20 protein-coding genes are annotated in these 20,938 nt (G+C 70.7%); 11 read left to right on the plus strand and 9 right to left on the minus strand.

The features are described from left to right. Positions 1-18: 18 nt before the first annotated feature. Positions 19-534 carry a hypothetical protein gene (locus ACIRL2_RS19125; protein WP_402233510.1) on the minus strand — a complete coding sequence of 172 codons (516 nt, stop codon included), beginning with the start codon at positions 532-534 and terminating at the stop codon, positions 19-21. Between the two features lie 42 nt (positions 535-576). Beyond that, the gene (locus ACIRL2_RS19130) at positions 577-3,285 is read right to left on the minus strand and encodes a LuxR C-terminal-related transcriptional regulator (protein ID WP_402233512.1); all 2,709 of its coding nucleotides are present in this window, start codon (positions 3,283-3,285) and stop codon (positions 577-579) included. Between the two features lie 278 nt (positions 3,286-3,563). Between ACIRL2_RS19130 and ACIRL2_RS19135 the strand changes: the two genes are divergently transcribed. Then, positions 3,564-4,838 carry a hypothetical protein gene (locus tag ACIRL2_RS19135; protein ID WP_402233514.1) on the plus strand — a complete coding sequence of 425 codons (1,275 nt, stop codon included), beginning with the start codon at positions 3,564-3,566 and terminating at the stop codon, positions 4,836-4,838. Between the two features lie 99 nt (positions 4,839-4,937). Here the strand turns inward: ACIRL2_RS19135 and ACIRL2_RS19140 are convergent, their stop codons facing one another. From ACIRL2_RS19140 to ACIRL2_RS19150, 3 genes are all read right to left on the minus strand, one after another. Next, entirely contained in the window at positions 4,938-5,204 is a 267-nt protein-coding gene (locus ACIRL2_RS19140; protein ID WP_402233517.1) for an SHOCT domain-containing protein, read from the minus strand. 36 nt (positions 5,205-5,240) lie between these two features. Further along, positions 5,241-5,663, minus strand: a complete 423-nt coding sequence (locus tag ACIRL2_RS19145; protein ID WP_395860963.1) for a DUF6325 family protein — start codon at positions 5,661-5,663, stop codon at positions 5,241-5,243. A gap of 557 nt (positions 5,664-6,220) precedes the next feature. Beyond that, positions 6,221-6,868, minus strand: coding sequence for a GAP family protein (locus tag ACIRL2_RS19150; protein ID WP_395860335.1), 648 nt, complete (start codon positions 6,866-6,868; stop codon positions 6,221-6,223). Between the two features lie 395 nt (positions 6,869-7,263). Between ACIRL2_RS19150 and ACIRL2_RS19155 the strand changes: the two genes are divergently transcribed. Next, a complete protein-coding gene (locus tag ACIRL2_RS19155; RefSeq protein ID WP_395860337.1) occupies positions 7,264-7,671 on the plus strand; it encodes an SHOCT domain-containing protein in 408 nt (135 codons plus the stop codon). Positions 7,672-7,891: 220 nt separating this feature from the next. Here ACIRL2_RS19155 and ACIRL2_RS19160 read toward each other — a convergent pair whose 3' ends face one another. Beyond that, positions 7,892-8,116, minus strand: a complete 225-nt coding sequence (locus tag ACIRL2_RS19160; RefSeq protein ID WP_395860339.1) for a hypothetical protein — start codon at positions 8,114-8,116, stop codon at positions 7,892-7,894. A 251-nt stretch (positions 8,117-8,367) separates the two neighbouring features. Between ACIRL2_RS19160 and ACIRL2_RS19165 the strand changes: the two genes are divergently transcribed. Further along, positions 8,368-8,496: an LPFR motif small protein gene (locus tag ACIRL2_RS19165; protein ID WP_395860341.1), complete on the plus strand. Its 129-nt coding sequence runs from the start codon at positions 8,368-8,370 to the stop codon at positions 8,494-8,496. A 117-nt stretch (positions 8,497-8,613) separates the two neighbouring features. Here ACIRL2_RS19165 and ACIRL2_RS19170 read toward each other — a convergent pair whose 3' ends face one another. Then, entirely contained in the window at positions 8,614-9,636 is a 1,023-nt protein-coding gene (locus tag ACIRL2_RS19170) for a zinc-dependent alcohol dehydrogenase family protein (RefSeq protein WP_395860343.1), read from the minus strand. A gap of 351 nt (positions 9,637-9,987) precedes the next feature. Here ACIRL2_RS19170 and ACIRL2_RS19175 point away from each other — a divergent pair, with 351 nt between their 5' ends. Continuing rightward, on the plus strand, positions 9,988-10,545 hold the full coding sequence (locus ACIRL2_RS19175) for a pyridoxamine 5'-phosphate oxidase family protein (protein ID WP_395860345.1): 558 nt from the start codon (positions 9,988-9,990) through the stop codon (positions 10,543-10,545). A gap of 151 nt (positions 10,546-10,696) precedes the next feature. Here ACIRL2_RS19175 and ACIRL2_RS19180 read toward each other — a convergent pair whose 3' ends face one another. After that, the gene (locus tag ACIRL2_RS19180) at positions 10,697-11,710 is read right to left on the minus strand and encodes an NlpC/P60 family protein (protein ID WP_395860347.1); all 1,014 of its coding nucleotides are present in this window, start codon (positions 11,708-11,710) and stop codon (positions 10,697-10,699) included. 893 nt (positions 11,711-12,603) lie between these two features. Here ACIRL2_RS19180 and ACIRL2_RS19185 point away from each other — a divergent pair. Further along, the gene (locus ACIRL2_RS19185) at positions 12,604-13,035 is read left to right on the plus strand and encodes a hypothetical protein (RefSeq protein ID WP_402233523.1); all 432 of its coding nucleotides are present in this window, start codon (positions 12,604-12,606) and stop codon (positions 13,033-13,035) included. A gap of 726 nt (positions 13,036-13,761) precedes the next feature. Then, entirely contained in the window at positions 13,762-14,646 is an 885-nt protein-coding gene (locus ACIRL2_RS19190) for an alpha/beta fold hydrolase (RefSeq protein ID WP_402233525.1), read from the plus strand. A gap of 199 nt (positions 14,647-14,845) precedes the next feature. Here the strand turns inward: ACIRL2_RS19190 and ACIRL2_RS19195 are convergent, their stop codons facing one another. Then, the gene (locus tag ACIRL2_RS19195) at positions 14,846-16,426 is read right to left on the minus strand and encodes a helix-turn-helix domain-containing protein (RefSeq protein ID WP_402233528.1); all 1,581 of its coding nucleotides are present in this window, start codon (positions 16,424-16,426) and stop codon (positions 14,846-14,848) included. A 176-nt stretch (positions 16,427-16,602) separates the two neighbouring features. Here ACIRL2_RS19195 and ACIRL2_RS19200 point away from each other — a divergent pair, with 176 nt between their 5' ends. The 5 genes from ACIRL2_RS19200 to ACIRL2_RS19220 all read left to right on the plus strand — a co-directional run bounded on the left by ACIRL2_RS19200 (position 16,603) and on the right by ACIRL2_RS19220 (position 20,767). Next, complete coding sequence (locus tag ACIRL2_RS19200; RefSeq protein ID WP_395860355.1) at positions 16,603-17,304, plus strand: DUF4232 domain-containing protein; 702 nt, start codon at positions 16,603-16,605, stop codon at positions 17,302-17,304. A 200-nt stretch (positions 17,305-17,504) separates the two neighbouring features. Next, entirely contained in the window at positions 17,505-17,972 is a 468-nt protein-coding gene (locus ACIRL2_RS19205) for a hypothetical protein (RefSeq protein ID WP_395860357.1), read from the plus strand. 174 nt (positions 17,973-18,146) lie between these two features. Continuing rightward, on the plus strand, positions 18,147-18,944 hold the full coding sequence (locus ACIRL2_RS19210) for a MerR family transcriptional regulator (protein ID WP_402233532.1): 798 nt from the start codon (positions 18,147-18,149) through the stop codon (positions 18,942-18,944). After that, positions 18,941-19,843 carry a hypothetical protein gene (locus ACIRL2_RS19215; protein ID WP_402233535.1) on the plus strand — a complete coding sequence of 301 codons (903 nt, stop codon included), beginning with the start codon at positions 18,941-18,943 and terminating at the stop codon, positions 19,841-19,843. The genes ACIRL2_RS19210 and ACIRL2_RS19215 overlap by 4 nt, the downstream gene beginning before the upstream one ends. Before the next feature lie 330 nt (positions 19,844-20,173). Next, a complete protein-coding gene (locus ACIRL2_RS19220; RefSeq protein WP_395860363.1) occupies positions 20,174-20,767 on the plus strand; it encodes a YbhB/YbcL family Raf kinase inhibitor-like protein in 594 nt (197 codons plus the stop codon). Positions 20,768-20,938: the final 171 nt, after the last annotated feature.

Genomic DNA, 20,938 nt, shown 5'->3' on the forward strand with positions numbered 1-20,938 from the left:
GCCCCGGCCGCGCCGGGTTCAGTGCGTCAGGACGACCTTGAGGACGATGATGAGGACCCCGAGCACCAGGTTCACCGCCGCGGAGACGACCACGAGCCGCGTGGAGGCACCGGATCGGAAGGCGGCGGCCAGCGACCATCCGACCTGCCCGCCGACGGCGACGATGAGCGCCAGCCAGACCGTCCCCTGTGCTCCCAGGCTGAACATCGGGCTGACCGCCACCGCGATCGCCGGCGGGATGGCGGCTTTGAAGATCGGCCACTCCTCCCTGCACACACGCAAGACGACGTCGCGATTCAGCCGCCGTTGGGACATGCGTTCGCCGAAGAGTTCCGCGTGCACGTGGGCGATCCAAAAGACCAGTCCGGTGGCCAGGAGCAGCAGGATGAGTTCCACGCGTGGAAAGGAGCCCAGTGCCCCGGCGCCGACGATGACGGACGAGGCGAGCATCGATCCGTAGACGCCACCGGTGTAGTCGGCGTGGGCGCGCCGTTGTGCCCTGCGCTCGTGGTCGGACCGGCGTGTTTTGAACATCGAGGTTCCCTTGTCCTGTTCAACGTGGAATCGTCCCCGCCGTCACTCGAGAATCCCCAGGCTGCGCGCCCGACGCACGGCCTCGCTGCGGCGGGTGACGCAGAGCTTGCGGTGGATGCTCTTCAGGTGGGTTTTCGCCGTGTTCGGTGAGATGAACAGTGCCGCGGCGATCTCCTCCGTGGACGACATCCGTGCGGCCTCGCGCAGCACCTCGCTCTCGCGGTCGGTCAGCGGCACCGGTACGGCCGACGTCTGTTCGCCGGTGCGGCCCGGCGCCCGCGTCGCCGGCGGGCCGGCGCCGGTCCGTCCGAGGACTCGGGCGGGAAGCCACCCGTGCGCCATCGCCAGGCGCGGGTCCCGGCACAGCAGCCGGCGTACCCAAGGGCCCGCCTCGGCGACCGTCCGCCGCAGTCCTTCGGCGCGGGCGAGTTCGAGCGCCTCGCCCAGTAGGCGGCCGGCCTCCGCGAGGCGGCCGGCCTCGGCGGCGGCTGCGCCCTGCACCAGGCGGGCCTGGACCCGGTCGGCGTTCGTCGCGTGGTCGGGCAGGTCGGTCAGCAGCTTCAGCGCGCGCGTGCGTTCGCCGGCGGCAAGCAGGGCGCGCGCCCGGGCGACGACGTACCGGGGACGCTCTTCGGCGATGCCGCCCAGCACGCGCAACGCCGCCTCCGGGTCGCCCCGGGCCAGATGGGCCGAGGACTGCGCGACGGCGAGTTCGTCCGCCTCCCATCGCGCCGTGGCCGCCACGACATCCGGCGTCGAGCCGGCCGCGCCCCGCAGTACGGCGAGGGCTCGCTCGCCGTCCCCTCTCGCGCTCGCCAACCGGGCGCCGATGACGGCCGCCTGCACGTTCGCCACGGGTTCGTGGAAGGTGTCCGCCGCCGCGTTCGCCAGGTCGAGGCCGGCTCGGGCGGCGTCCAGGTCGTCGTGTTCGGTGGCGACGCCGGCCAGGACCAGATGGTCGAGCCCGGTCACCCGGTCCGGCGACAGCGCGCATCCGCGTGCCAATGCGAGCGAATCGGAGGCGTGTGCCCGGGCGTCGTGCAGGCGCCCCCGCAGCAGGTCGACCAGGGCCAGTGACCCGAGCGCGTCGCAGCGCGGTTCCTCGGTGCCCGGTCGAGAACAGGCCTCCAGCGCGGCGCTGAGGGTGGCTTCGGCACGATCCAGCCGCCCGCCGCCCAGCTCGGTCGCGCCGAGGTTGACGAGCGTGAGGGCGAGGAATTCCGGGTGCCGCTCGCGCAGCGGTCGTGGGATTTGCCGCATGAGACGGTCGACGTCGGCCGCGGCGTGCTCGGCGGCCTCCGCGTCCGCCGCCGGACGGGCCACGAGCACGCCGACCAGGGCTCGGCCGAGCAACAGGCACGGGTCGGCGGCACCGGTCAGGCATGCGTCCACGCGCCGCAGTGCGGCCGTTGCACCCCGGTGGTCGCCCTCGGCAACCCGGCACGCCGCCGCCACCAGGGCCGGCGCCGCGCCGGGCAGGTCCGTCGGCATGGTGGCGAACGCGCGGGTCAGGGTGGACGTCTCCAGGCCCGTGAACAGTTTGCCCAGGGCCAGATTGTCGGTCAGGAGCGCGGACGCGAACGGCCAGTCGGCCGCGGCGGACGCCTGGGCGATCGCGTCGCCGAGTCGGCCGGCCCGAGCGAGCCACCGGGCGGCCCTGGCACGCAACAGCGGTGCCCGGCCGGGAAACCGGCGGCTCAGGTGCGCTTGCAGGACTTCGGCGAACAACGGGTGCATCCGGTAGTACTCCGACCCCTCCTCGCGGTCGACGAAGGCGTTGTCGCGCGCGAGTCGGCCCAGCGTCCAGGCCCCGTCCCGGCGACCGGTGAGTTCGTCCGCCAGGTCCGGGTGGATCCGGTCGCTGACGCAGGTACGCAGCAACAGGTCCTGCGTGGCCGGTGGTTGCGCGTCGAGGACCTCGGTGAGCAGATAGTCGGCGATCGTCGTACGGTCGGCCGCGAATTGCCGCACGAACGCCTCGGGATCGGGGCTGCGCCCCATGGCCAGGGCGCACAGGCGCAGCCCCGCGGCCCAGCCTCGGGTGCGTTCCGTCAGCAGGTCGACCGCTGCCGGTGACACGTGCAGTCCGTGGCGTCGCAGGATCCGCTCGGTCTCCGGTGCGGTGAAGCGCAGGTCGGCATCGCGGATCTCGGTGATGTCGCCGGCCAGCCGGTAACGGTGCAGCGGCAGCGGCGGCTCGGTTCTGGCGGTCAGGACGAGCCGCAGGCCGCCGGCGGCGTGCGCGAGCACGAAGTGCAGGTCCTCCGGTACTCCCTCGGCGGAGACCGCGTCGAAGTCGTCGATGACCAGCACGGCCGGGTCCCGGCAGGCGGCCAGCGCCGCGGCAAGGCGTACCAGGACGGAAGAGTCCGGCGCTTCGTCGCGCACCGGCGTGCCGACCTCGACCGGGATCCGCACCCCGTTCCGGTGCAGTGCCTCGAGCAGGTAGGCCCAGAACGCGCCGGGGCCGTCGCGTTCCTCCGCGGTGAGCCAGGCGGTGCCCCGAGGGGCCGCGCCCGAGGTGATCCAGTGCGCGACGAGCGCGGTCTTCCCCGCTCCGGCGGACCCACCGACCAGGGTCAGTGGTCCCTCGATTGCGGCGGACAGCCGAGCCGGCAGCGCCGGGCGCTCGACGAACTCCTTCGGTGTCGCGGGGACGACGAACCGGTCGGTCAGCATCGGCGCCGTCGCACGCGCCCGCTCCGGGGGCGGCGCCGATCCGGAGGAGTCGAGCGCCGAGAGGTTGCGCATGGTGGGGTCACCCACGTCCGGGGAGCTGGAATCAGGCCTCCTTTCCACTCAACCCCAGTTGTGCGCGGCCCGCCGGCGGGGGCGATCCGCCCTCGAACCCCCGCCGACATCGCGACCGGGCACGGCCGAGTGGCGGAACCCGATGTGCCGAGTCGGTAACCGTGGGTGACACTCGAAGATGCGGAGTCGGCCGATCACGTGGAGTTCGGCCCTGGAGAAGGAGCGCGATGTCCAGCTCACCGGAGCCTCATCACGGAGCAGCCAAAGGCTCGCGGGGCGTGTCGGCTGCTTCGCAACCGCACCGCGGGGCGGGTTCGCGCGTTCTCGGGTTCATCCGCGCCTTCGCCTCGACCGTGCTCATCGTGCTGACCTGCGTCCTGGTGCCGGTTTCGCTGATCACGGTGTGGGTGCACGACATCGTGCTCGACACCGACCGCTACGTCGAGACGGTCAAGCCGCTCGCGACCGACTCCGCGATCGAGGACGCCGCCGCGAACCGGATCACCCGCGCGGTCGACGTGCGTGCGGACGGCAAGGCGGTCACCTCCGATGTGGCCGGCTGGCTCGAATCCCAAGGGCTGCCGCCGCGGGTGGGTGACGCCGTACGCTCCCTCGCCCCGCAGTTGGACGATGCCGTCACCCAGGTCGCCCGGAAGGCGGCGGACCGCTTCGTGACGAGCGACAGGTTCGAAACGTTCTGGACCCAGGCCAACCGGAAGGCGCACACAGCGGTCGTGGACGTGCTGACCGGCGAGGGACGCGGCGCGGTCGGTGTCAACGGGGGCACGGTCACGCTCGATGTCGGCGACGCGGTGGAGAACGTCCGGCGGGAACTCGTCGACGCGGGAGTCAAGCCCGCGTCACAGATTCCCGACGTCGACAAGCAGATGGTGCTCTTCCGGTCGGACCAGATGAACAAGGTCAGGGACGCGGCGCACGCGCTCGATGTCGTCGGCAACTGGCTGCCGGTGATCACCGTCGTGATCGGCGCCATCGGGATCGCGCTGGCCCGCAGGCGCCGTCGTGCCCTGGTGGCGACCGCCTTCGGGGTCGCGACCGCGTGTGTGGTCATGCTCGTCGCGCTGGCGATCGTGCGCCGCTACTACATGGACCACCTGCCGCCGGAGGTGCTGTCCCCGGCGGCGGCGGGAGCGGTCTTCGACACGCTCCTGCACTTCCTGAAGGTCAGCACCGTCACCGGGTTGGTCCTGGGCCTGGTGGTGGCGATCGGCGCGTACCTGTCCGGCACCGGCGGCCTGCCGCGCGCGCTGCGCGGGGGTGCCGACCGCACGGCCGACTCCGTCGCACGGTGGGGGAACACGCACGGGCTCACGGCGGGACCGGTCGGCACCTGGGTCGACGCCTACCGCCGATGGCTCGTCCTCGCCCTGGTGCTGCTCGTCGCCCTCTGCTTCGCACTGTGGAACCACCCCACCGCGCTGACGATCGTGCTGCTGCTGGTCATCCTGCTGGTGCTGCTTGCCGTGGTCGCGCTGTTGGCGGCATCGGGGCGTGTGACACGCTCCCACGAGGACTCGCGGGCGCACGGGTAACCGCCCGGTCGCGCGCGCGGGCGGCAGTGGGCTCCGGTGTCGAGGCAGCTGCGGGACGCGCGCCCGGTCGCGTGCGCGGGGGCGGTGTGCTCCCCGACTTCACGTGCCCAGGATGCGGGCCTTCTGGGCTGCGAACTCGTCGTCGGTGAGGACGCCCTGCTCCTTGAGCGCGGCGAGGTCTTTGAGTTGGGCGATGGGGTCGGCCGGCGCCGCGGCGGGTGGAGCGGCGGCGGGCGGCGGGGCGGCCTGTTCCTCGCCCTGCTGCGCCCAACGGCCGGCCTGGCGGCGCGAGACGCGATTGGACACGGCGGTGGCGGTTCCGGCGACGACGGCCGTACGGGCGACGCCGCGCAGGAGTCCGGGCATGATTTCCTCCTCGGGAAGGCGGGACGGGCCCGCGGGTCAGGTGGCGGCTTCCAGCGCGTCCAGCGCGTCGACGACGTTCTCGAACGGGATCCGACCGCCGGCCACCATGCGGGCACCGCCGCGGCGCAGTGCGGCGGCGAGGGGCGCGGCCCACAGGTTCTCGTAGAGAAGCAGGGCGGCGGAGTCCCCGGGGCTCAGCGAGGAGGCGGCCTCCGCGGTGTCGTCCTCGCCCAACAGGCCGGAGGACGCGCCGTCGAAGACCGCGAGGTCGAGCAGCCCGTCGCCGGTCACATCGGCCAACGCCAGGCCCGAGACCGTGCCGTCCTGCTGCTTCCGCACGAAGGCCAGGTCGAGGATCCGGATGATGCCGCGGTCCACCAGGTCGACGAGGAGGGGTAGGCCCTCTCCGGTCATGTGGCTGCCCGGGAACTCGATGATCAGGTAGTCGATCGGGCCCATGTCGTTGGCTTCATTGCTCACGGCGGTTCCAGGTGGGTGCGTCGGGAACGACGGGCTTCGCCTCGACACGGTCGAGTCGCTCGTCGAGCGCGATGGCCGCTGCGGCCGGCGCGCGGTGCGTAAAGTCTGAGGAAGTTGCCGGGTCGCTCGCCGGACCGACCGATCTCCCCGACGAACGGGCCGGCGGCCCGGTGTACGCATGCCGTGGCCCCGGTGCACGCATGCCGTGTCTCCTCACCCGGCCCCGGGCGGCGCCCTACCGCCGATCGGGAATGAGTGCGCCGACCGGGATAGTGCGAAGTTAGCCCACTCGGGTGCCCCTGGGATCACCTGCCAGGGGTGATTCCCGGCGAACCACCGGCCCCGGTCCCGGTGGGACTACCCGACGGGCCGGGATCGCGCGGCAGGTGAACCGCGGCGCCGATGCCGACAGGCCGCGACGCCGCGACGCCGCGACGAGACGACGCTCTGGGCGACGTCACCCCCTCACCGGCCACCCGTCCCCAGCCCAACCCGGCGCCTGGAGACGTCGTCGCGCCCCTGCGTGGCTTCGGCCTCTACGTGACGAGTTCGTAGGTGCTCTGTGCGACGAGCCACAGGCCGGTCAGCAGCGACAGGACGACGATCGCCTGGTCCTGGTGTGATTCGATCGAAGTGCGCAGCCGCGCGAGTTCGGCCCGCGCCTCGGTCGGCGCGAACGCCGCATACAGCTCCATTGCCAGCACACTGCCCGTGGCAAGCAGGAAGTAGCTCATCAAGGCCACGAACGTGAGGGCGGAGGACATGTCCGCCTGCACCACGGTGGCACCACCGGCGGCGACCATTGCCCAGGGCTGCAGCAGGACGGCGAGTCCTGCGGCCGTCCACGCGGAGACGTGATCCAGCCGTGCCAGCCACTTGGGTGTCTTTCGAGGTCGGGTGGGCCCCCGACGCCGCTTGCGCTCGCCATAGGCGACGAGTACGACGCCCACGGCCAACTTCGTCGCCAGGGCCGCCGTCGAGGACGCGCTGTGGCGCGAGGGCGGGTTGCCACCGGTCAGCCACACCACACCGGCGACCACGAGGACGAGTTCGGCGAGCCAGGTGAGGATGAAGACGAGCCCCTTCAACAACCCTCTGTCCGTGGACAGCAGCAGAATGAACGCGCAGTTGTGCAACGGCCCCAAGCTGATGGCTGTACCGATGATGACGAGGTCAAGGACCATTGGTTGCCCCCATGACGGTAACCGCGGGGCGAAGTCGAGGGTATTCCTCGGCGCAGCCGGTATCACCGCCTCACGCGGCGGGTCGACGCAGCCACATCGTGAGCACAACGGTTCCGCTGTTTCCGGGGAACGGCAACCCGGCCTACGGTCCGTCGAAGCGGACGTGTCGCTCGGCTCGGTCGCGATGCGCGGCGCTGCGCGGACGCGGCGACCGAGGCGAGGTGAGGCGCGCACGGCTCCCGAAATGCTCCCGCCCGAAACCAGTGGTATGCCTTGAATGATTGCCGTGCCCGATGTCCGACGTGCCCGTCACGGCGATGTCCGGCGGCAGTCCGGCAAGCCGGCGAGCCCGCGCCCCAACGGCGCCGACCGCGGCCCTGAACTGGGAGTTTTCGATGGACGATTATCCGCTGTTGAACCTGTTCTGGACCATGATGTGGCTCTTCCTGTGGGTCCTGTGGTTCTTCCTCCTGTTCAAGGTGATCGGCGACATCTTCCGCAGCCACGACCTGGGCGGGTGGGGCAAGGCCGGCTGGCTCATCTTCACGATCGTGCTGCCCTACGTCGGAGTCCTGATCTACCTCGTCGTCCGCGGCCACTCGATGAACCGCCGCGACGTCGAGGAGGCCAAGGAGAACGAGGCCGCCTTCAAGGCATACGTCCGTGACGCCGCCGGCCCCACGAGCGGGGCGAGTACGACCGCGAGCCCCATCGACCAACTCTCGAAGCTCGCCGACCTCAAGAACAACGGCACCATCTCCGACGACGAGTTCCAAAGGGCCAAGCAAAAGCTTTTGACCTGAGCCCGCACCGCCCGACCCCGAGACGCGCAGGCCCACGCGCTCGGCACCAGGATGGCCGCACGCAGCCGCGCCACCGGATCCGCGGCGGACGCCTCGACTTCGTCGACCGCGAGGGCCGACTCCCGGTGGCAGCGTTGACGTCGTTGCCGGGTCGCGGCTTTGTCGTCTACCCGGAAGCCCTCGTCGAGGGACGGGGCTTCCGGGAGCGGGTGAGCGTGGGCTAGTGCATCCACAGCGCCCAGAGGTGGTCGTTGACCTGCTGGCAGTAGAAGTACGCCCCGTGGTTGGGGTATTGCGCGACGGCTCCGGCGCGGCAGTCCTCGGAGGACGTGTAGTAGCCGACGATGTAGGTGAAGTCCGGAGGCCCGCCCCGGGCGGCCGCGGGTGCGACGGAGCCGGCCACGAGAGCGAGGACGAACGCGGAACCGATCAAAAGCTTGCGCATGAGCCCAACCCCATTCTCCCGGGCGGTCCGGCCCGGGGAAACGACGTGCAAGGACTGACGGTTCGTGCCGCGCGGCGAACTCAAGCTAGCCGTCCGCCATACCGCGGGACAATAGGTCTATACCTTTGCCGTCCGATATATCCCGCTGCCACATCCCGTCCGCAATGTTTTCCGTTGCTCTCCGGGGGCAGCCATGGAGCACCGCATCGCGAGAGGCGTGCGGCGTTGTTCAAGGCGATGGGAGGTCGGAAATGTTGAGAGCCATCGGTGACGTCTTCGCCAAGATCGGGCATGCGATCGCGACCGTCGTCACGCTGCCGTTCCGGGCAGTGGCCCGGTTGTTCGGCGGCGCGTCCGAGTCGACGCGCGGGCGGCACTGACCGCGGACTCGGTGCCCGTCGGGTCGACCTCGACCTCCGGCGTGCGTGGGGCCGGGGCCGATAACCTCTGCCCCGGCGCAGGCCGCGCCGAGGGCCGCGTTCGGAACCGCCGGGTGATCAGACGGTGAGAAGGGCCTTGATGGCGCGGCGCTCGTCCATGGCCCGGTACGCCTCGGCGGCTCGGTCGAGAGGGAGTTCGAGGTCGAATACCTTGCCGGGGTCGATCCGTCGGTGCCAGATCAGGTCGATCAGCTCCGGGAGGTACCGGCGGACCGGGGCGGGGCCGCCGTGCAGATGCACATGGGAGAAGAACAGCTCCTGTCCGTCCAGTCGCACGTCGTGGGAGACGCCGACGTAGCCGACATGGCCGCCGGGGCGCGTGGAGCGGATGGCCTGCATCATCGACTCCTGGGAGCCGACCGCCTCGATCACCGAGTGCGCGCCCAGGCCGTCGGTCATCTCCTTGATCCGCGCCACACCGTCGTCGCCGCGCTCGGTGACGATGTCGGTCGCCCCGTACTCGAGCGCGAGCTTCTGTCGCGGCTCGTGTCGGCTCATCGCGATGACCCGCTCCGCGCCGAGCTGCTTCGCGGCCAGTACCGCGAGTAGCCCGACCGCGCCGTCGCCGACCACCGCGACGGTCTTGCCCGGCCCGGCCTGCGCGGCGACCGCGCCGAACCACCCGGTGCCCAGCACGTCCGACGCGGCGAGCAGACTCGGGACCAGGTCACGCTCCGGAATGCCGGGCGTGGCGACCAGGGTGCCGTCGGCCAAGGGGACGCGCAGCCGCTCCGCCTGCGAGCCGAGGGCGCCGACCGGTTCGCGGTGAACGCAGGAGGACTGGTAGCCCGCGAGGCAGATCTCGCAGGTGTTGTCCGAGGCGAAGAACGACCCGACCACGAACTGCCCGGGTTCGATGGTGGTGACCGCGCTGCCGACCTGCTCGACGACGCCGGCGTACTCGTGGCCCATCGGCGCGGGCGCGTCGAACGACTCGATCCCCCGGTAGGGCCACAGGTCCGACCCGCACACACACGTCGCCGCCAGCCGGATCACCGCATCGGTCGGGGCGAGGATCGCCGGGTCCGCGCGCTCCTCGACCCGCACATCGCCGGGGGCATGCATCACGACACCACGCATGGAAACGTCCTTGTCTGTTGGCAGGGCCTGCCGGAAGGGCCTACCGGACGGCTCTGCTGGAAGCCTGCCGCCAGGCCCCGCCGCCGATGGGGCGGCGGGCCCTCGGATCATTGAAGGGCGTGCCCCGAGCCGAACGAGGGCCGCGCTCGCGGTGTCGCCCGGTTGTCACCCGCATGCGCGTCCAAGATCCCGTCACCGCCGGGCCCGACAGCCGAAGGTCGGCGCGGACGCGCACCCTCCCCGGTGTCGTGAGTGGCACCTGATCGGACGTACGGAAAGACGGCACGCGTTCCGCGATGATTTCGGCGCGGACTTTCGGTCTACATGAGCAAGGACAGGAAGGAGTCCGCCATGTCTCGGAACGGACCCGCAGAACAACCCACCACCGAACTCGACGCCCGCTACAGTTCCGCACTCAACCCCCGCCCCGGCGCCGCGGATGTCACGGCCACCGAATGGGCCGAGGCCCAACGCCGAATGCACGCGGCCGAGATCTTCTGGGTGACCACCGTGCGACCCGACGGACGGGTGCACATCACCCCGTTGATCGCCGCCTGGCACGACGGCGCGCTGTACTTCTCCACCGGTCCGGGAGAGCAGAAGGCCAGGAACCTGGCCCACGACGAGCACTGCGCACTGCTGACCGGGGGGAACTCGCTCACCGAGGGACTCGACGTCGTGGTCGAGGGCACGGCGAAACGCATCGACGATCCGGCGCTTTTGGAGCAGGTGATCGGGGCCTACGAGGCCAAGTACGGTGCGCACATCACGTCGCCCGAGGGCACCTTCCACGGGATGGGGGATGGGATCCGCAAGGGGAGCGTGCTGGTGTTCGCGGTAGCCCCGGCGACCGCGTACGGCTTCGGCCGGGACGAGGGGGTCTACACCCACACACGGTGGACATTCTGAGCAACCGGCTCCGCCTCCCGGGTCGCGCCGCCGACACCGGGAGGTGTGGGCGGCGCGGCCGGGACCGGACGCGCGGATCAGCGAACGGGCGGATTCTCGTCTCCGTGCCGATGCGCGGGCGGTACGTTCGCCGGCGAGCTGACGATCGTCTCTAGCCGGGACGAACAGCCCCGTAGAAGAACATGGTGTCGATCGAGGCCTCGGTGATCTGCGTACCGGGACGCGGTGCGTGAATCATGCGACCGCCACCGATGTACAGGCCGACATGCGAGTTGTCCCTGTTGAAGAAGATCAGGTCCCCGGGCTGCAGTTCCGCCTTGGTCACCCTCTTGCCGTCATTGATCTGTGTGGTCGTGACGCGTGACAACTTGACGTTCGCCGCACCCCAGGAGGCTTGGGTCAGGCCCGAACAGTCGTAGTTGGTGGGGCCTGTCTTGCCCCAGCCGTACCACTTGCCGATCTGGGCACGCGCGAACTGGATCGCGACGGCCGCCCGTCCGGAAGCCGGCACATCCGCCGTGGGTGTGTCCTTCGGCTTGTCGCGCGAACTGCGCTCGGGTGTACGGCTTCCCGGGTCGGCTTCATGCTCCGAGGAGGCGAGGATCTTGGCCCGCTGCTCCCTGGTGACGGTGTTGAGCAGGCGCTCGGCCTCGGCGAGTTTCCCCTGGATCTCGGTTTTGTTCCGGTTGAGTTCGGTTCGCAACTTCTCCAACTCCGCCAGTTGCGAAGAAGCCTCGGTGCGGTCCTGACTCAAAGCACGTGCCTGGGCGGCGATCTGGCGCAGCTTGGCGGCCTGTTGGCTGTCGAGCTGCGCGATCATCTGCGCCTTCTGCAGGTAGTTCTCGGGGTCTCCGCTCAGCGCCAGCGAGAGCGTCGCCGGGAGGGTGCCGCCCCGGTACCGATCGGCCGCGACGACCCCGATCTGGTCACGCAGGATGTTGAGCTGATTCTGCTCGTCGGTGACCCGGGCCTGCGTTCGATTGGCCGTTTCGCGCAGCTTGTCGGCCTGCTCCTGGACACCGTTGAAGACGTCGGTGGCCTTGATCGCGTCGCTGTGCAGCTTGTTGACCTGCTCCTGGATCTGCTGCAGCGAAGGCTGGGGGTCGGCCTGGGCGGTACCGGCCAAGGCGATCGTGCCGGTCATGGTCGCGGCGACGGTGACCACGGTCGCCACCGCGCGGGCCGAGGTGCGCGGTTTGGGCTTACGGTGCTGTCCGCACCGATGTCTGGACGCCACTGGGGCGGTTCTCCTTCCTCGGCCGCCTACCGGGCCGAATGCGGACACTCGATTCGGCGGGGACGACCGGGCGGCCCGGGCGGCCCGGATGGCCGACCCGAGGCGATCGTCCGTCGAAGAAGGCCCACCCCAGCCATCCGACGACCATGACCCCGGCCTTCACGTTACCGAATCTTTATCGTACATGCTTCGCCTTCGAATTCATCGCGGCGGTTCCTTGAGCAGTCGAGAAGATCATAAATGAGTGCTTTGTCCGATGCGTCTCGCGGGAAATTCGACGACGACACCCGAATGCCGCATCCGGTGCAGGGTTGTCCGAGGGTGGATCGACGCACATTTCGGAGGCGCGAGCGTCCATATGGGGACGGAATGACCTCGCCGTGGTCCACCGACCGGCCGGCCGTGTGACGCGACCTCGGCCGGTGGTCGACCCGGCAAAAGAAAGCCGTCGAATGGGAGCCGTCGAAATGCGGGATTCGCTCCTTTCGGATTCACCCTCGATCCCACAACCGGCCGATTGATAAACCCATACGAACACGCGGGATCTCCGCATCCGGCACGTCCGTATCGGAGTCCGTGTCGGCGAATCGGGTACAGCCGCAGGCCATGGCGGCGGTGTGACCTCGCGCCGCCCCTGCCTCGGTGGTTGCCCCGTTGCCTGATGCGCAGGGTGCAAGCGGTGAGCCGACTGCCGCGCAGGTTGACGACCAAGACCAACCCGCGGTGGGAAGCCGTGAAATCCGCGGTCGGTTTCCCTGGTACCACACGGCGCGGTCGACTCCGCGTCGCCAAGAGCACAACCGTCGAAGGGAGTTCGAACCATGGACATGGGCAAGCGCTTCGCACTCGTGGCCGGCATGCTCGCGGCATTCGCGGCATCCGCGGCAGTGGCGACACCGGCCGGGGCCGCACCTGTCGCACCGCCGTCGGCCGAAGTGGCGGCGGAAAGCTGCACGGACTGGCGAGACATTCGGACGTCGGGCAACTCCACCGGCCTCAGGTACCGGGAGTGCGACCGGGGCAGCGGCTCCCAGAAGCAGACCAAGGCGCAGATATACCTGTGGGACAACAAGCACGACGGCAAGATCGCCCAAGCCCACGTGGTCACCGGATGGGGCAAGGGCGGCATCTGGTACACCACCTGGCGCAAGTACTACGGCTGGGGCGACGAAAGCCGGCACAGCCCCCTGATCGACACCGGCTGGCACAGCGGCCATGACGTCAAGGTGACGCTCGCCGCCGTCCGCGGCTGACGCGACAACCCTCGAACCGGCCACACGCACCCGGCCCCGCGGCATAACCGATATCGCGGACACGGGACGCAGCCGAACAACGACGACAGGCGGGCGGGCGGGTTCGCTCCACCGAGTCACTCCTCGGCGGAGCGAACCCACCCGGAAACCGGACGGTGACGGCGTGCGAGCGGATGGCGAGAGGGGTTCCCCACGATCGCACTACTCGTCGCACGTATCTCCGTATACCCCGTCCCGTCCTCCGTCGTCGCCCGGAACCGTGTACATCCGATACTCGAGCGGGCCATGACCGCCTTCCACCATGCTGCCCGCCGTGTCGTATTACCGATCGGCGCGAAACGATCGGATTTCGGTCGGCGGATCGCTTTTCGGACGGTACTCGCGATGCGAGAGCCGATCGGATTCCATTCCGATCGATTTCGCGCGCGTGGAGATCATGCGTGCGGCGCGCCGATTTCCGGAAACCCCCGCTCCCGCTCGGCCCTCGATGGAGCAGTACTTGATTTGTCCCGGTGGAAGACGGGACCCCGATCCGTGCGGCTGCGACGCGGAACTGCGCGGTGGCTGGATCGCCTGCGGCGGCGCGCAGGTTGTTCGCGGCCTTCGGGGACATGCGCTCGGGGCCGTCGGGGTTGCGTCGTACCCGGGTGGCCGGCCGCTCCGCTTACCTTGACTGGTCAAGGTAAGTGATTTACCTTGAGTGGCCAAGGTATGAGGGGAGGCGTCGTGCACGGACGAGCCACGACCGCGGCGATGGTCGAGGTGGCGGCGGCCCTGGGCGTCAGGGTCCACACTGCGGTGCCGCCCCGCGAGATCCGCTTCTCCCGCGCGGGCTGCCGGCTGCACGGACTCGACTGGGGCGGAACGGGACCTCCGGTATTCCTGTTGCACGGTGGCGGATTGACCGCGCGTACCTGGGACTTCGTCTGCCTCGGCTTGCGGGGCGCCGCCCGACTGGTCGCGCTGGATCTGCGTGGACACGGCGACAGCGACTGGTCCGAGGACTACCGCGTCGACACCATGGCGGCCGATGTCGTCGCCGCGGCCGATCATCTCGGCTTCGATCGGGTCCGGCTGGTCGGCATGTCGCTCGGCGGTGTGGTCGCCGCCCACGTCGTCGACTCGCGGCCCGGCCTGGTGGAGCGGTTGGCTCTTGTCGACGTCGCACCCGGCGTGGACTTCGAAAGCACCCGGCGGGTACGGGCGTTCATGGCCGGGCTCGGTCCCGTGCGAGAACTCGAGACGGTGGTCCAGGCCGCGATGTGTGTCAATCCGCGCGCCGACCGCGCCGGCGTCGCCTACCGCATGAACACACTGTTTCGTCGTGCGCCCGACGGCGTCTGGATACCGAAGGGCGATCCGCGTCCCCCCGATTTCCCCGCCATCCTCGCGGCCATCGATCGGCTGGACGCTCGGCTGACCGCGGTACCGGTCCTGGTGGTACGCGGCGCACGCAGCAAGGTCCTCCCGCAGGCCACCGCCGAACGCCTGGTCGAGCGCATCCCGGACGGGAGACTCGTGGTCGTACCGAACGCGGGGCACATCGTCCAGGAGGACAACCCGGCGGCGCTGACCACCGCACTGCACGCGTTCCTCACGGACCAGTCGTGACCCGGGCGCGCTTGGTGTTGCCGCGCGGAACGCAGGGACAGGGAGCGCGCCGGCCGGCCGTCCCGGCTCGCGGGTTCCTTCCCCGAACGCCGCAGCCTTCCCCGAACGCCGCAGCCTTCCCCCAGGCCGCCCGCCCGTCGTCGCCCACCGGCCGCCCGGCCTTCGATCGTGTCGATGCGGGCGGTGGTGCCATCCGCCGTCATTCCTGCCGTTCGACCCACTCCCCGCCGCCCAGCGGGTAGTCGTAACCGGGGCGGCCGGCGTCGGCGCTGGTGCGGAACGGCGTGCCCTTGTTGTCGATGTGCTCCGTGCCGCGGCGGTCGCCGCTGGACCAGTCCAGGGTGAGATCCCAGCGGACGTCGTGCGCCTTGGTGTGCACGGTGACGTAGAAGACCTCCGGGTCGGACGCGCTGACCTTGTACGGGAAGTCGCCCTGGCCGTTCTTCGCGGTGATGACGGGGCTGCCCTTGTCGAGGTCGATGTCGAACGACTTGGTCTCGACGCCGCCGCCGCAGCCGACCCCCATCGAGTAGTCGTTCCAGGCGAGCGGCGCGCTCTTGCCGACGACACGTAGGTGCAGCGCCTCCAGGACCACGGTGTCCTGGCCGCGGCCCTGGATGGTGAGGGCGATCTTCTGCTCGTTCGAGGAGACCGCGCCGTACGCGGAGGCCCAGCGCGGAGCGTCCCGCTCGTTCGCGGGCGGGCCGACCTGTTCGGGGGCACTGTCGACGAGAAAGTGCTGGCTGCACGGATTGTTGTAGACGTAGGGGCGGATGCCCACATGGAGCGGGACGGCGCCGGCACCGCTGTCGCCGGAGGGCTCCCGCGCGCCCTGCGTACCACCACTCTTCGAGGCGCCGGGCCCGACGTTGCCGAAGTCGGTCGTGACGGCCGAGGCCGGCGCGGTCCCGTGGGGAGACGGGGAGGAGGAGGCCCGCCCGGTGGGTCGCTCCGTGGCATCCGCCGCGCCGGTGATCGCGGCGGCGGGACCGGCTGCCCGGCGGTCGCCCGCATCGTTGCCTTCGTCGTCGGAGAACGGATGTACGACGGCCATCACGACTCCCAGCAGGGCAGCGACCGCGACGAAGGAGGTCGCCACGGTACGGCGACGCCGTGACGGCGCGGGCTCGCGAGGCGCGTCGACGTCCGCCGACTCACCGCCCTCCTCGCCCTGGCCCGGTCCCTGTCCGCGCGACGTCGCCGCGCGCGTCGGGTCCGTTCCGGAGGCCGCCGCGAGGGCCGCCGCGGAGCCCGGCAGCGTCGCCGAGTCCGAGTCCAAGCCCGAATCCGGCTCGTTAGACGTCGTGTCGGCTCGCTCGGCCGAATCCTCCGCCGCACCCGCATCCACCGTCTCCGACGAGCCGACCGCCTGAGCCTCTCCATCCGGACGGGCGCCCCGAGCCGAACCCGACGCCGGGAGTGGGGCAGGAGCCGGCACCGAACCCGACGCCGGGGCCTGAGCCGAATCCGCGGCCGGGTTCGGAACCACCGCCGGATCCGCCCGGCGCCCCCGCGCCGCGTCCGCCAGGATCCAGTGCCGGTGCAGCTCCACCAGTTCCTGCGGCGTTGCCCGGCACACCCGGGCGAGGCGTTCCACCGGTGCGTAATCGCTCGGCACGGCGGTGCTGTTGCAGTAGCGGTGCAGGGTCGACGTGCCCGTGTGCAGCCGCTTGGCCAGCGCGCCGTAACTCAGTCCCGAGCGGTCCTTGAGCTCGCGCAGCAGTCGCGCGAACGCCTCCGTTTCCTCGGCCCCCGTTGCCCCCGGCACCCGTTCCTCCATGCCTCGTGTCCCATTCCCGCGTTCCAGGGGCACTGCGTTTCCCCTGCTCAGAGCGGGATTTGCCGTTCCGGCGTCCCCAACTGCCCGCCGTGCCTGGCGGTTGGGACGGCTCGCCCCACAAGCTCGTGCTCATTCAAGCAGCACCCCCCACCCGAACATCGAAGGGGCTCAACCTCATGTCCGGCAACCGCACTTCCCGCTCTCGTCTCGTCGGCGCCGCCACGCTCGCGCTCGCCGCGCTCCTGCTGACCGCGTGCAACGACGACAAGGACGCCGACGCGAAGGCATCGGCCTCGACCCCGGCGCCCGGCGCCCCCTCCACCGCGCCGCCGGCCGCGGCACCGTCCGCGTCCGCCCCCGCCGGTACCCCCTCCTCCCGGCCCTCTTCCGCAACCGGCAAACCCGGCCCGGCCAACACCCAGGGCCCGGCCGGCCGCACGGACTCCGGCGACCCGGTCACCTGCGAAGGCTCCAACACCAGGACCGTCGCGGCCCCACTGAACCGCCCCGTGAACCACATGCTGCTCACCGTCACCAACACGGGTGGCAAGCGCTGCTTCCTCTACGGCTACCCGGCGGTGCGCTTCGGCGAGGCCCAGTCCGTACCTCCCGTCATCGAGGCATCGAAGCCGCAGGCGGTCGTCACGCTCGAGCCGGGCGAGTCCGGTTACGCCTCCGTCAACCTGTCCGCCGCCGACGGCAGCGGTGGCACCGGCCACACCGAGAAGTCCCTCACCGTCTACTTCCACGGCCCCTCCGGGAACGAGAACGTCGGCACGGGCGCCCACCCGTCGCTGCCCGCCAAAGGCACCTATGTCGACGACTCGCTCAAGGTCACGTACTGGCAGCAGTCGATGGACACCGCAACCGACTGGTAAGCACTCGTCGTCGAACTGGCGGGCAGCGGCCCCGTTCGTGCCGGTCTCGGTGGCGCCGGCAGCGCCGATGCGCAGGTCTCCATGCTGCGCCCCGGCCTTCCGACGCCCCGGAACCCCCGGTGCCGCGCCCGGACAACGGCAAACGTTGCCGGGCGCGGCACCAGCCTCGATGACAGAGCAAACAACGTGGAGGTCCCCCGATGCGGGTCGACGTGCTGACGGTGCAGAGTTGCCCGAACGCTCCGGTCATCGAGGCGAGGGTGGTCGAGGCTCTGACCGGACGGGACGACGTCGACGTCGTGCGCCGCGAGGTGGTCGACGCGGAGCAGGCCGCGCGCCTGAGCATGCACGGCTCTCCCACCCCGCTGGTCGACGGCCACGACCCGTTCGCGGCGCCGGGGACGCCGACGAGTTTCGCGTGCCGCCTGTATCGAGCCGCAGACGGTCGAACGGACGGCGCGCCGTCGGTCGAGGGCCCGCCGCGTCCTGGGCGGCGGGCCGGAAATCGCCGGGGCGGGCGGGCCCTCGGACGCGCCGGCCGGTCCCGCCGAGCGGGGCGGGCGGGGCCGGCTCGCCCCGGCAAGGGCGGCCCGCGGGCAGTGCAACAGGCCGTACTTCGCGCGTTCGCCTGCGGTATCGGTCCGCTGCCGGCCCGACACCGGGGGTGACGCCGTCGCGTCCGCGTACACGGCGGCGGCGGGCGGTGCGGACGTGAGGTCGCCGGGCCGATGGCGAACATGGCGGGGTGTCCACACACCGCGCGCGAGGTGCGATGCCAGGCACGACCGACTCGCGGGCCGACAACTTGACCTTGTCGTAGCGTCAACGTTTCTACTGGTGGCATGCGAATCGGAGAACTGGCCGCCATCGCCGGCGTCACCACGCGCGCCGTGCGCCACTACCACCGCATCGGCCTGCTGCCCGAGCCACCCCGGCAGCCCAACGGGTATCGCGAGTACTCCCTACGCGATGCCGCCGAACTGGCCCGGCTGCGCCGACTGACCGAGCTCGGCCTGAGCCTGGACGAGGTCAAGGACGTGTTGGCGAACGACGCGGGCCGGGATCTCGTGGAAATCCTCACCGAGCTGGACGTCGACCTGGCCCGCCAGGAGGACGCCATCCGGCAGCGCCGCGCCCGCCTGCGCCAACTGCTCGAACAGGCCGAGCGGACCGGACGATTGCCCGCCGAGGCCCCCGTATCCCCCGAACTCGCGGCCGTCTTCGAGGACATGGCCCGCACCTCCGCGCTGCTCCCCGGTCCGGAGCCGGCGATGGCCGCCAAGGAGCGGCAACTACTCGCCCTCTTGGAGACCGGATCACCGGACGGCGACCGAGGCTGGCTCGACGCCCTCGTACACACCCTCGGCGCCGACCCGGAGGCGATGCGGCGCGCGTACGACGTCTACGCCCGACTGGACGAACTGGCCGACGCCGCCGAGGACGACCCGCGGGTGGAGCAGACCGCCCGGGCCGTCGCCGAGAGCATCCCGGACGCGGCGCTGCGTGCGATGGGCATCCCGGACCGGGGCGTGGCGAAAGACGAAAGCGGTTTCCTGGACGCTTTCTTCGAGGATCACTCCCCCGCCCAGGCGGCGGCCATTCGCCGCGCCATCGTGCTGCTCCGGGAGCGTGCCGGATGAAGGGGCCGAGGAAGATCGTGCGTTGGTCCTTCGTCGCGCTCCTCCCCGGGGAGTTCACGGTGATCCTGTGTCTGGTCGGCGGCGTACGGGTCCCTTCGACCGCCCGGGCCGCCACGGCGGCGGCGACGCTCACCATCGTCGTGGCGGCATCCGTCCTGCTCGCCCTCGACCACCGCCGCCACCGGCGTGCCGGGCTCGCACGCCGCCCCGCCTTCCTCGCCGCGATCGCCGACACCGTTCCGGCGCCCGTACGCAGGCTCACCGCCCACGAGTTGTTCCTCTCCACCAGCTTCCTGCGCTGGGCGACCCGTCGCGGCCCGCACGGGGTCCGCGACGGCGACCTGCCCGTCGCGTACGCCCCCGGTCAAACGGCTTTCGTGTACTGCTTCTTCTTCGTCTCCGTCGTCGAGACCCTGGCCCTCGCGTTCCTGATTCCGTGGCCGGTCGTGCACGCCGTCACCCTGGTCGTGGATATCTGGGGCTGCTACTTCATCGTCGCCCTGCACGCCTCGTGCGTGGTCCGCCCCCACGTGATCGGCCCGGACGGTTCCCTGCGTCTGCGCTACGGAGCCCTCCTCGACATCCACATCCCCGCCGACCACATCGCCTCCGTCCGCCTCGAACGGAGGTTCTCCGAAGGCAGGTTGGCCACCGTCGACGACAACGGTCTCGCGGACCTGGCGGTGGCGAGCCAGACCACGATCACCGTCGAACTCACCGCGCCCGTCCCGTACCGACGCCCTCTCGGCAAACCCGCCCAGGCCCGCGCCTTCCGCTTCTACGCCGAACACCCCGAGCCGGCCGTGGCAGCCCTGAAGACCCGTGTCGCATCCCTCGGGAGCAACGCCGGCGCCGAAACCCGCACGTCCACCGCGCCCGAACAGCCCCGGAGCCGCTGACCGGCGGCCCGCCGACACATCGGGGGCGTGTCGGCCATCCGGCCCTGCCCGTCGTCGGGTCGACCGCGTTCGATGCCGCCGTCACCGAACACCGGTCAGCACACCCGTCGTTCGTGAGAGAAAAGTGCATCGTTCGCAGAGAAAGTGGCATTGGCCGCCGGAATCCGGCGTGCATACGCTGATTCGACCGCACGCGTGTGACGCGTGGCCCCACTCCCGCTGGTGTCACTCCGACCTCGCCACTGCGACCTCGCCACTGCGACTCGCCCCGTATCCCCGCCTACCCCATGGACGGACCACAGGGACCACAAACATCCTCGGGAGCCTCCAGTGAGAAGCACACGAATTGTGCTGTGCGCACTGCTCATCACCTGGGTCGTCAGCGTTTCACCCGCCACCGCTTCGTCGACCGCACCGGCGTCGTCGGCGGATCGGAGCGCGTTCGCCCTGTCCAGCGCCGCCTTCGTCGACGGCGGCTTCATCCCCAAGATCCACGAGTGCACCAGCGGGGGCGGCAACGACCCCGCCAAGAAGAACGAGTCCCCGCCCCTGACCTGGTCCGGTGCCCCGGCCGCCGCCAAGAGCTACGCGATCGTCATGCGCGATCTCGACAACGCCAACCTCATCCACTGGGTCATCTACGACATCCCGGCGAACACGACCTCCCTCCCCCAGAACGTCGACCACGCCTACCGCCCCTCGGTCCCCGCGGGAGCCAGGCAGATCTACTACCGGGGAAGCGCGAGCCTCTACGGCTACCAGGGACCCTGTTCACCCTCGACGGTGAACACCTACGAGTTCGTCGTTCACGCGCTCAACCAGCCGTCCCTTCCCAGCCTGAACTCCGGCTCGTCCACCCAGACCGCCGCCAGGACCATCGCCGCGGCCTCGATCGCCTCGACCAGGATCCGCGGCGAGTCGTAGTTCTTCCCGCGACGCTCCGACGATCCCTGACGGTGGTCTCCTGGCCCGGATGGCGTAGGCGCGTGGGTTCGGGCACGGGTGTCCTCTCCGCCGCGGACCCGTGACCGGCGTCCCGCCGTGCCCGAACGCGCCCGTGCCCGTCCCCGTCCCCGTCCCCGTCCCCGGGGTGCG

It is taken from the genome of Embleya sp. NPDC127516 (assembly GCF_044765325.1).
Lineage (GTDB): Bacteria > Actinomycetota > Actinomycetes > Streptomycetales > Streptomycetaceae > Embleya.

Bases quoted from the DNA above. Each gene is read 5' to 3' on its own strand.
- ACIRL2_RS19125 (WP_402233510.1), bottom strand. From the start codon at position 534: ATGTTCAAAACACGCCGGTCCGACCACGAGCGCAGGGCACAACGGCGC.
- ACIRL2_RS19130 (WP_402233512.1), bottom strand. From the start codon at position 3,285: ATGCGCAACCTCTCGGCGCTCGACTCCTCCGGATCGGCGCCGCCCCCG.
- ACIRL2_RS19140 (WP_402233517.1), bottom strand. From the start codon at position 5,204: ATGCCCGGACTCCTGCGCGGCGTCGCCCGTACGGCCGTCGTCGCCGGA.
- ACIRL2_RS19145 (WP_395860963.1), bottom strand. From the start codon at position 5,663: ATGGGCCCGATCGACTACCTGATCATCGAGTTCCCGGGCAGCCACATG.
- ACIRL2_RS19150 (WP_395860335.1), bottom strand. From the start codon at position 6,868: ATGGTCCTTGACCTCGTCATCATCGGTACAGCCATCAGCTTGGGGCCG.
- ACIRL2_RS19155 (WP_395860337.1), top strand. From the start codon at position 7,264: ATGGACGATTATCCGCTGTTGAACCTGTTCTGGACCATGATGTGGCTC.
- ACIRL2_RS19160 (WP_395860339.1), bottom strand. From the start codon at position 8,116: ATGCGCAAGCTTTTGATCGGTTCCGCGTTCGTCCTCGCTCTCGTGGCC.
- ACIRL2_RS19165 (WP_395860341.1), top strand. From the start codon at position 8,368: ATGTTGAGAGCCATCGGTGACGTCTTCGCCAAGATCGGGCATGCGATC.
- ACIRL2_RS19170 (WP_395860343.1), bottom strand. From the start codon at position 9,636: ATGCGTGGTGTCGTGATGCATGCCCCCGGCGATGTGCGGGTCGAGGAG.
- ACIRL2_RS19175 (WP_395860345.1), top strand. From the start codon at position 9,988: ATGTCTCGGAACGGACCCGCAGAACAACCCACCACCGAACTCGACGCC.
- ACIRL2_RS19185 (WP_402233523.1), top strand. From the start codon at position 12,604: ATGGACATGGGCAAGCGCTTCGCACTCGTGGCCGGCATGCTCGCGGCA.
- ACIRL2_RS19195 (WP_402233528.1), bottom strand. From the start codon at position 16,426: ATGGAGGAACGGGTGCCGGGGGCAACGGGGGCCGAGGAAACGGAGGCG.
- ACIRL2_RS19200 (WP_395860355.1), top strand. From the start codon at position 16,603: ATGTCCGGCAACCGCACTTCCCGCTCTCGTCTCGTCGGCGCCGCCACG.
- ACIRL2_RS19205 (WP_395860357.1), top strand. From the start codon at position 17,505: ATGCGGGTCGACGTGCTGACGGTGCAGAGTTGCCCGAACGCTCCGGTC.
- ACIRL2_RS19210 (WP_402233532.1), top strand. From the start codon at position 18,147: ATGCGAATCGGAGAACTGGCCGCCATCGCCGGCGTCACCACGCGCGCC.
- ACIRL2_RS19215 (WP_402233535.1), top strand. From the start codon at position 18,941: ATGAAGGGGCCGAGGAAGATCGTGCGTTGGTCCTTCGTCGCGCTCCTC.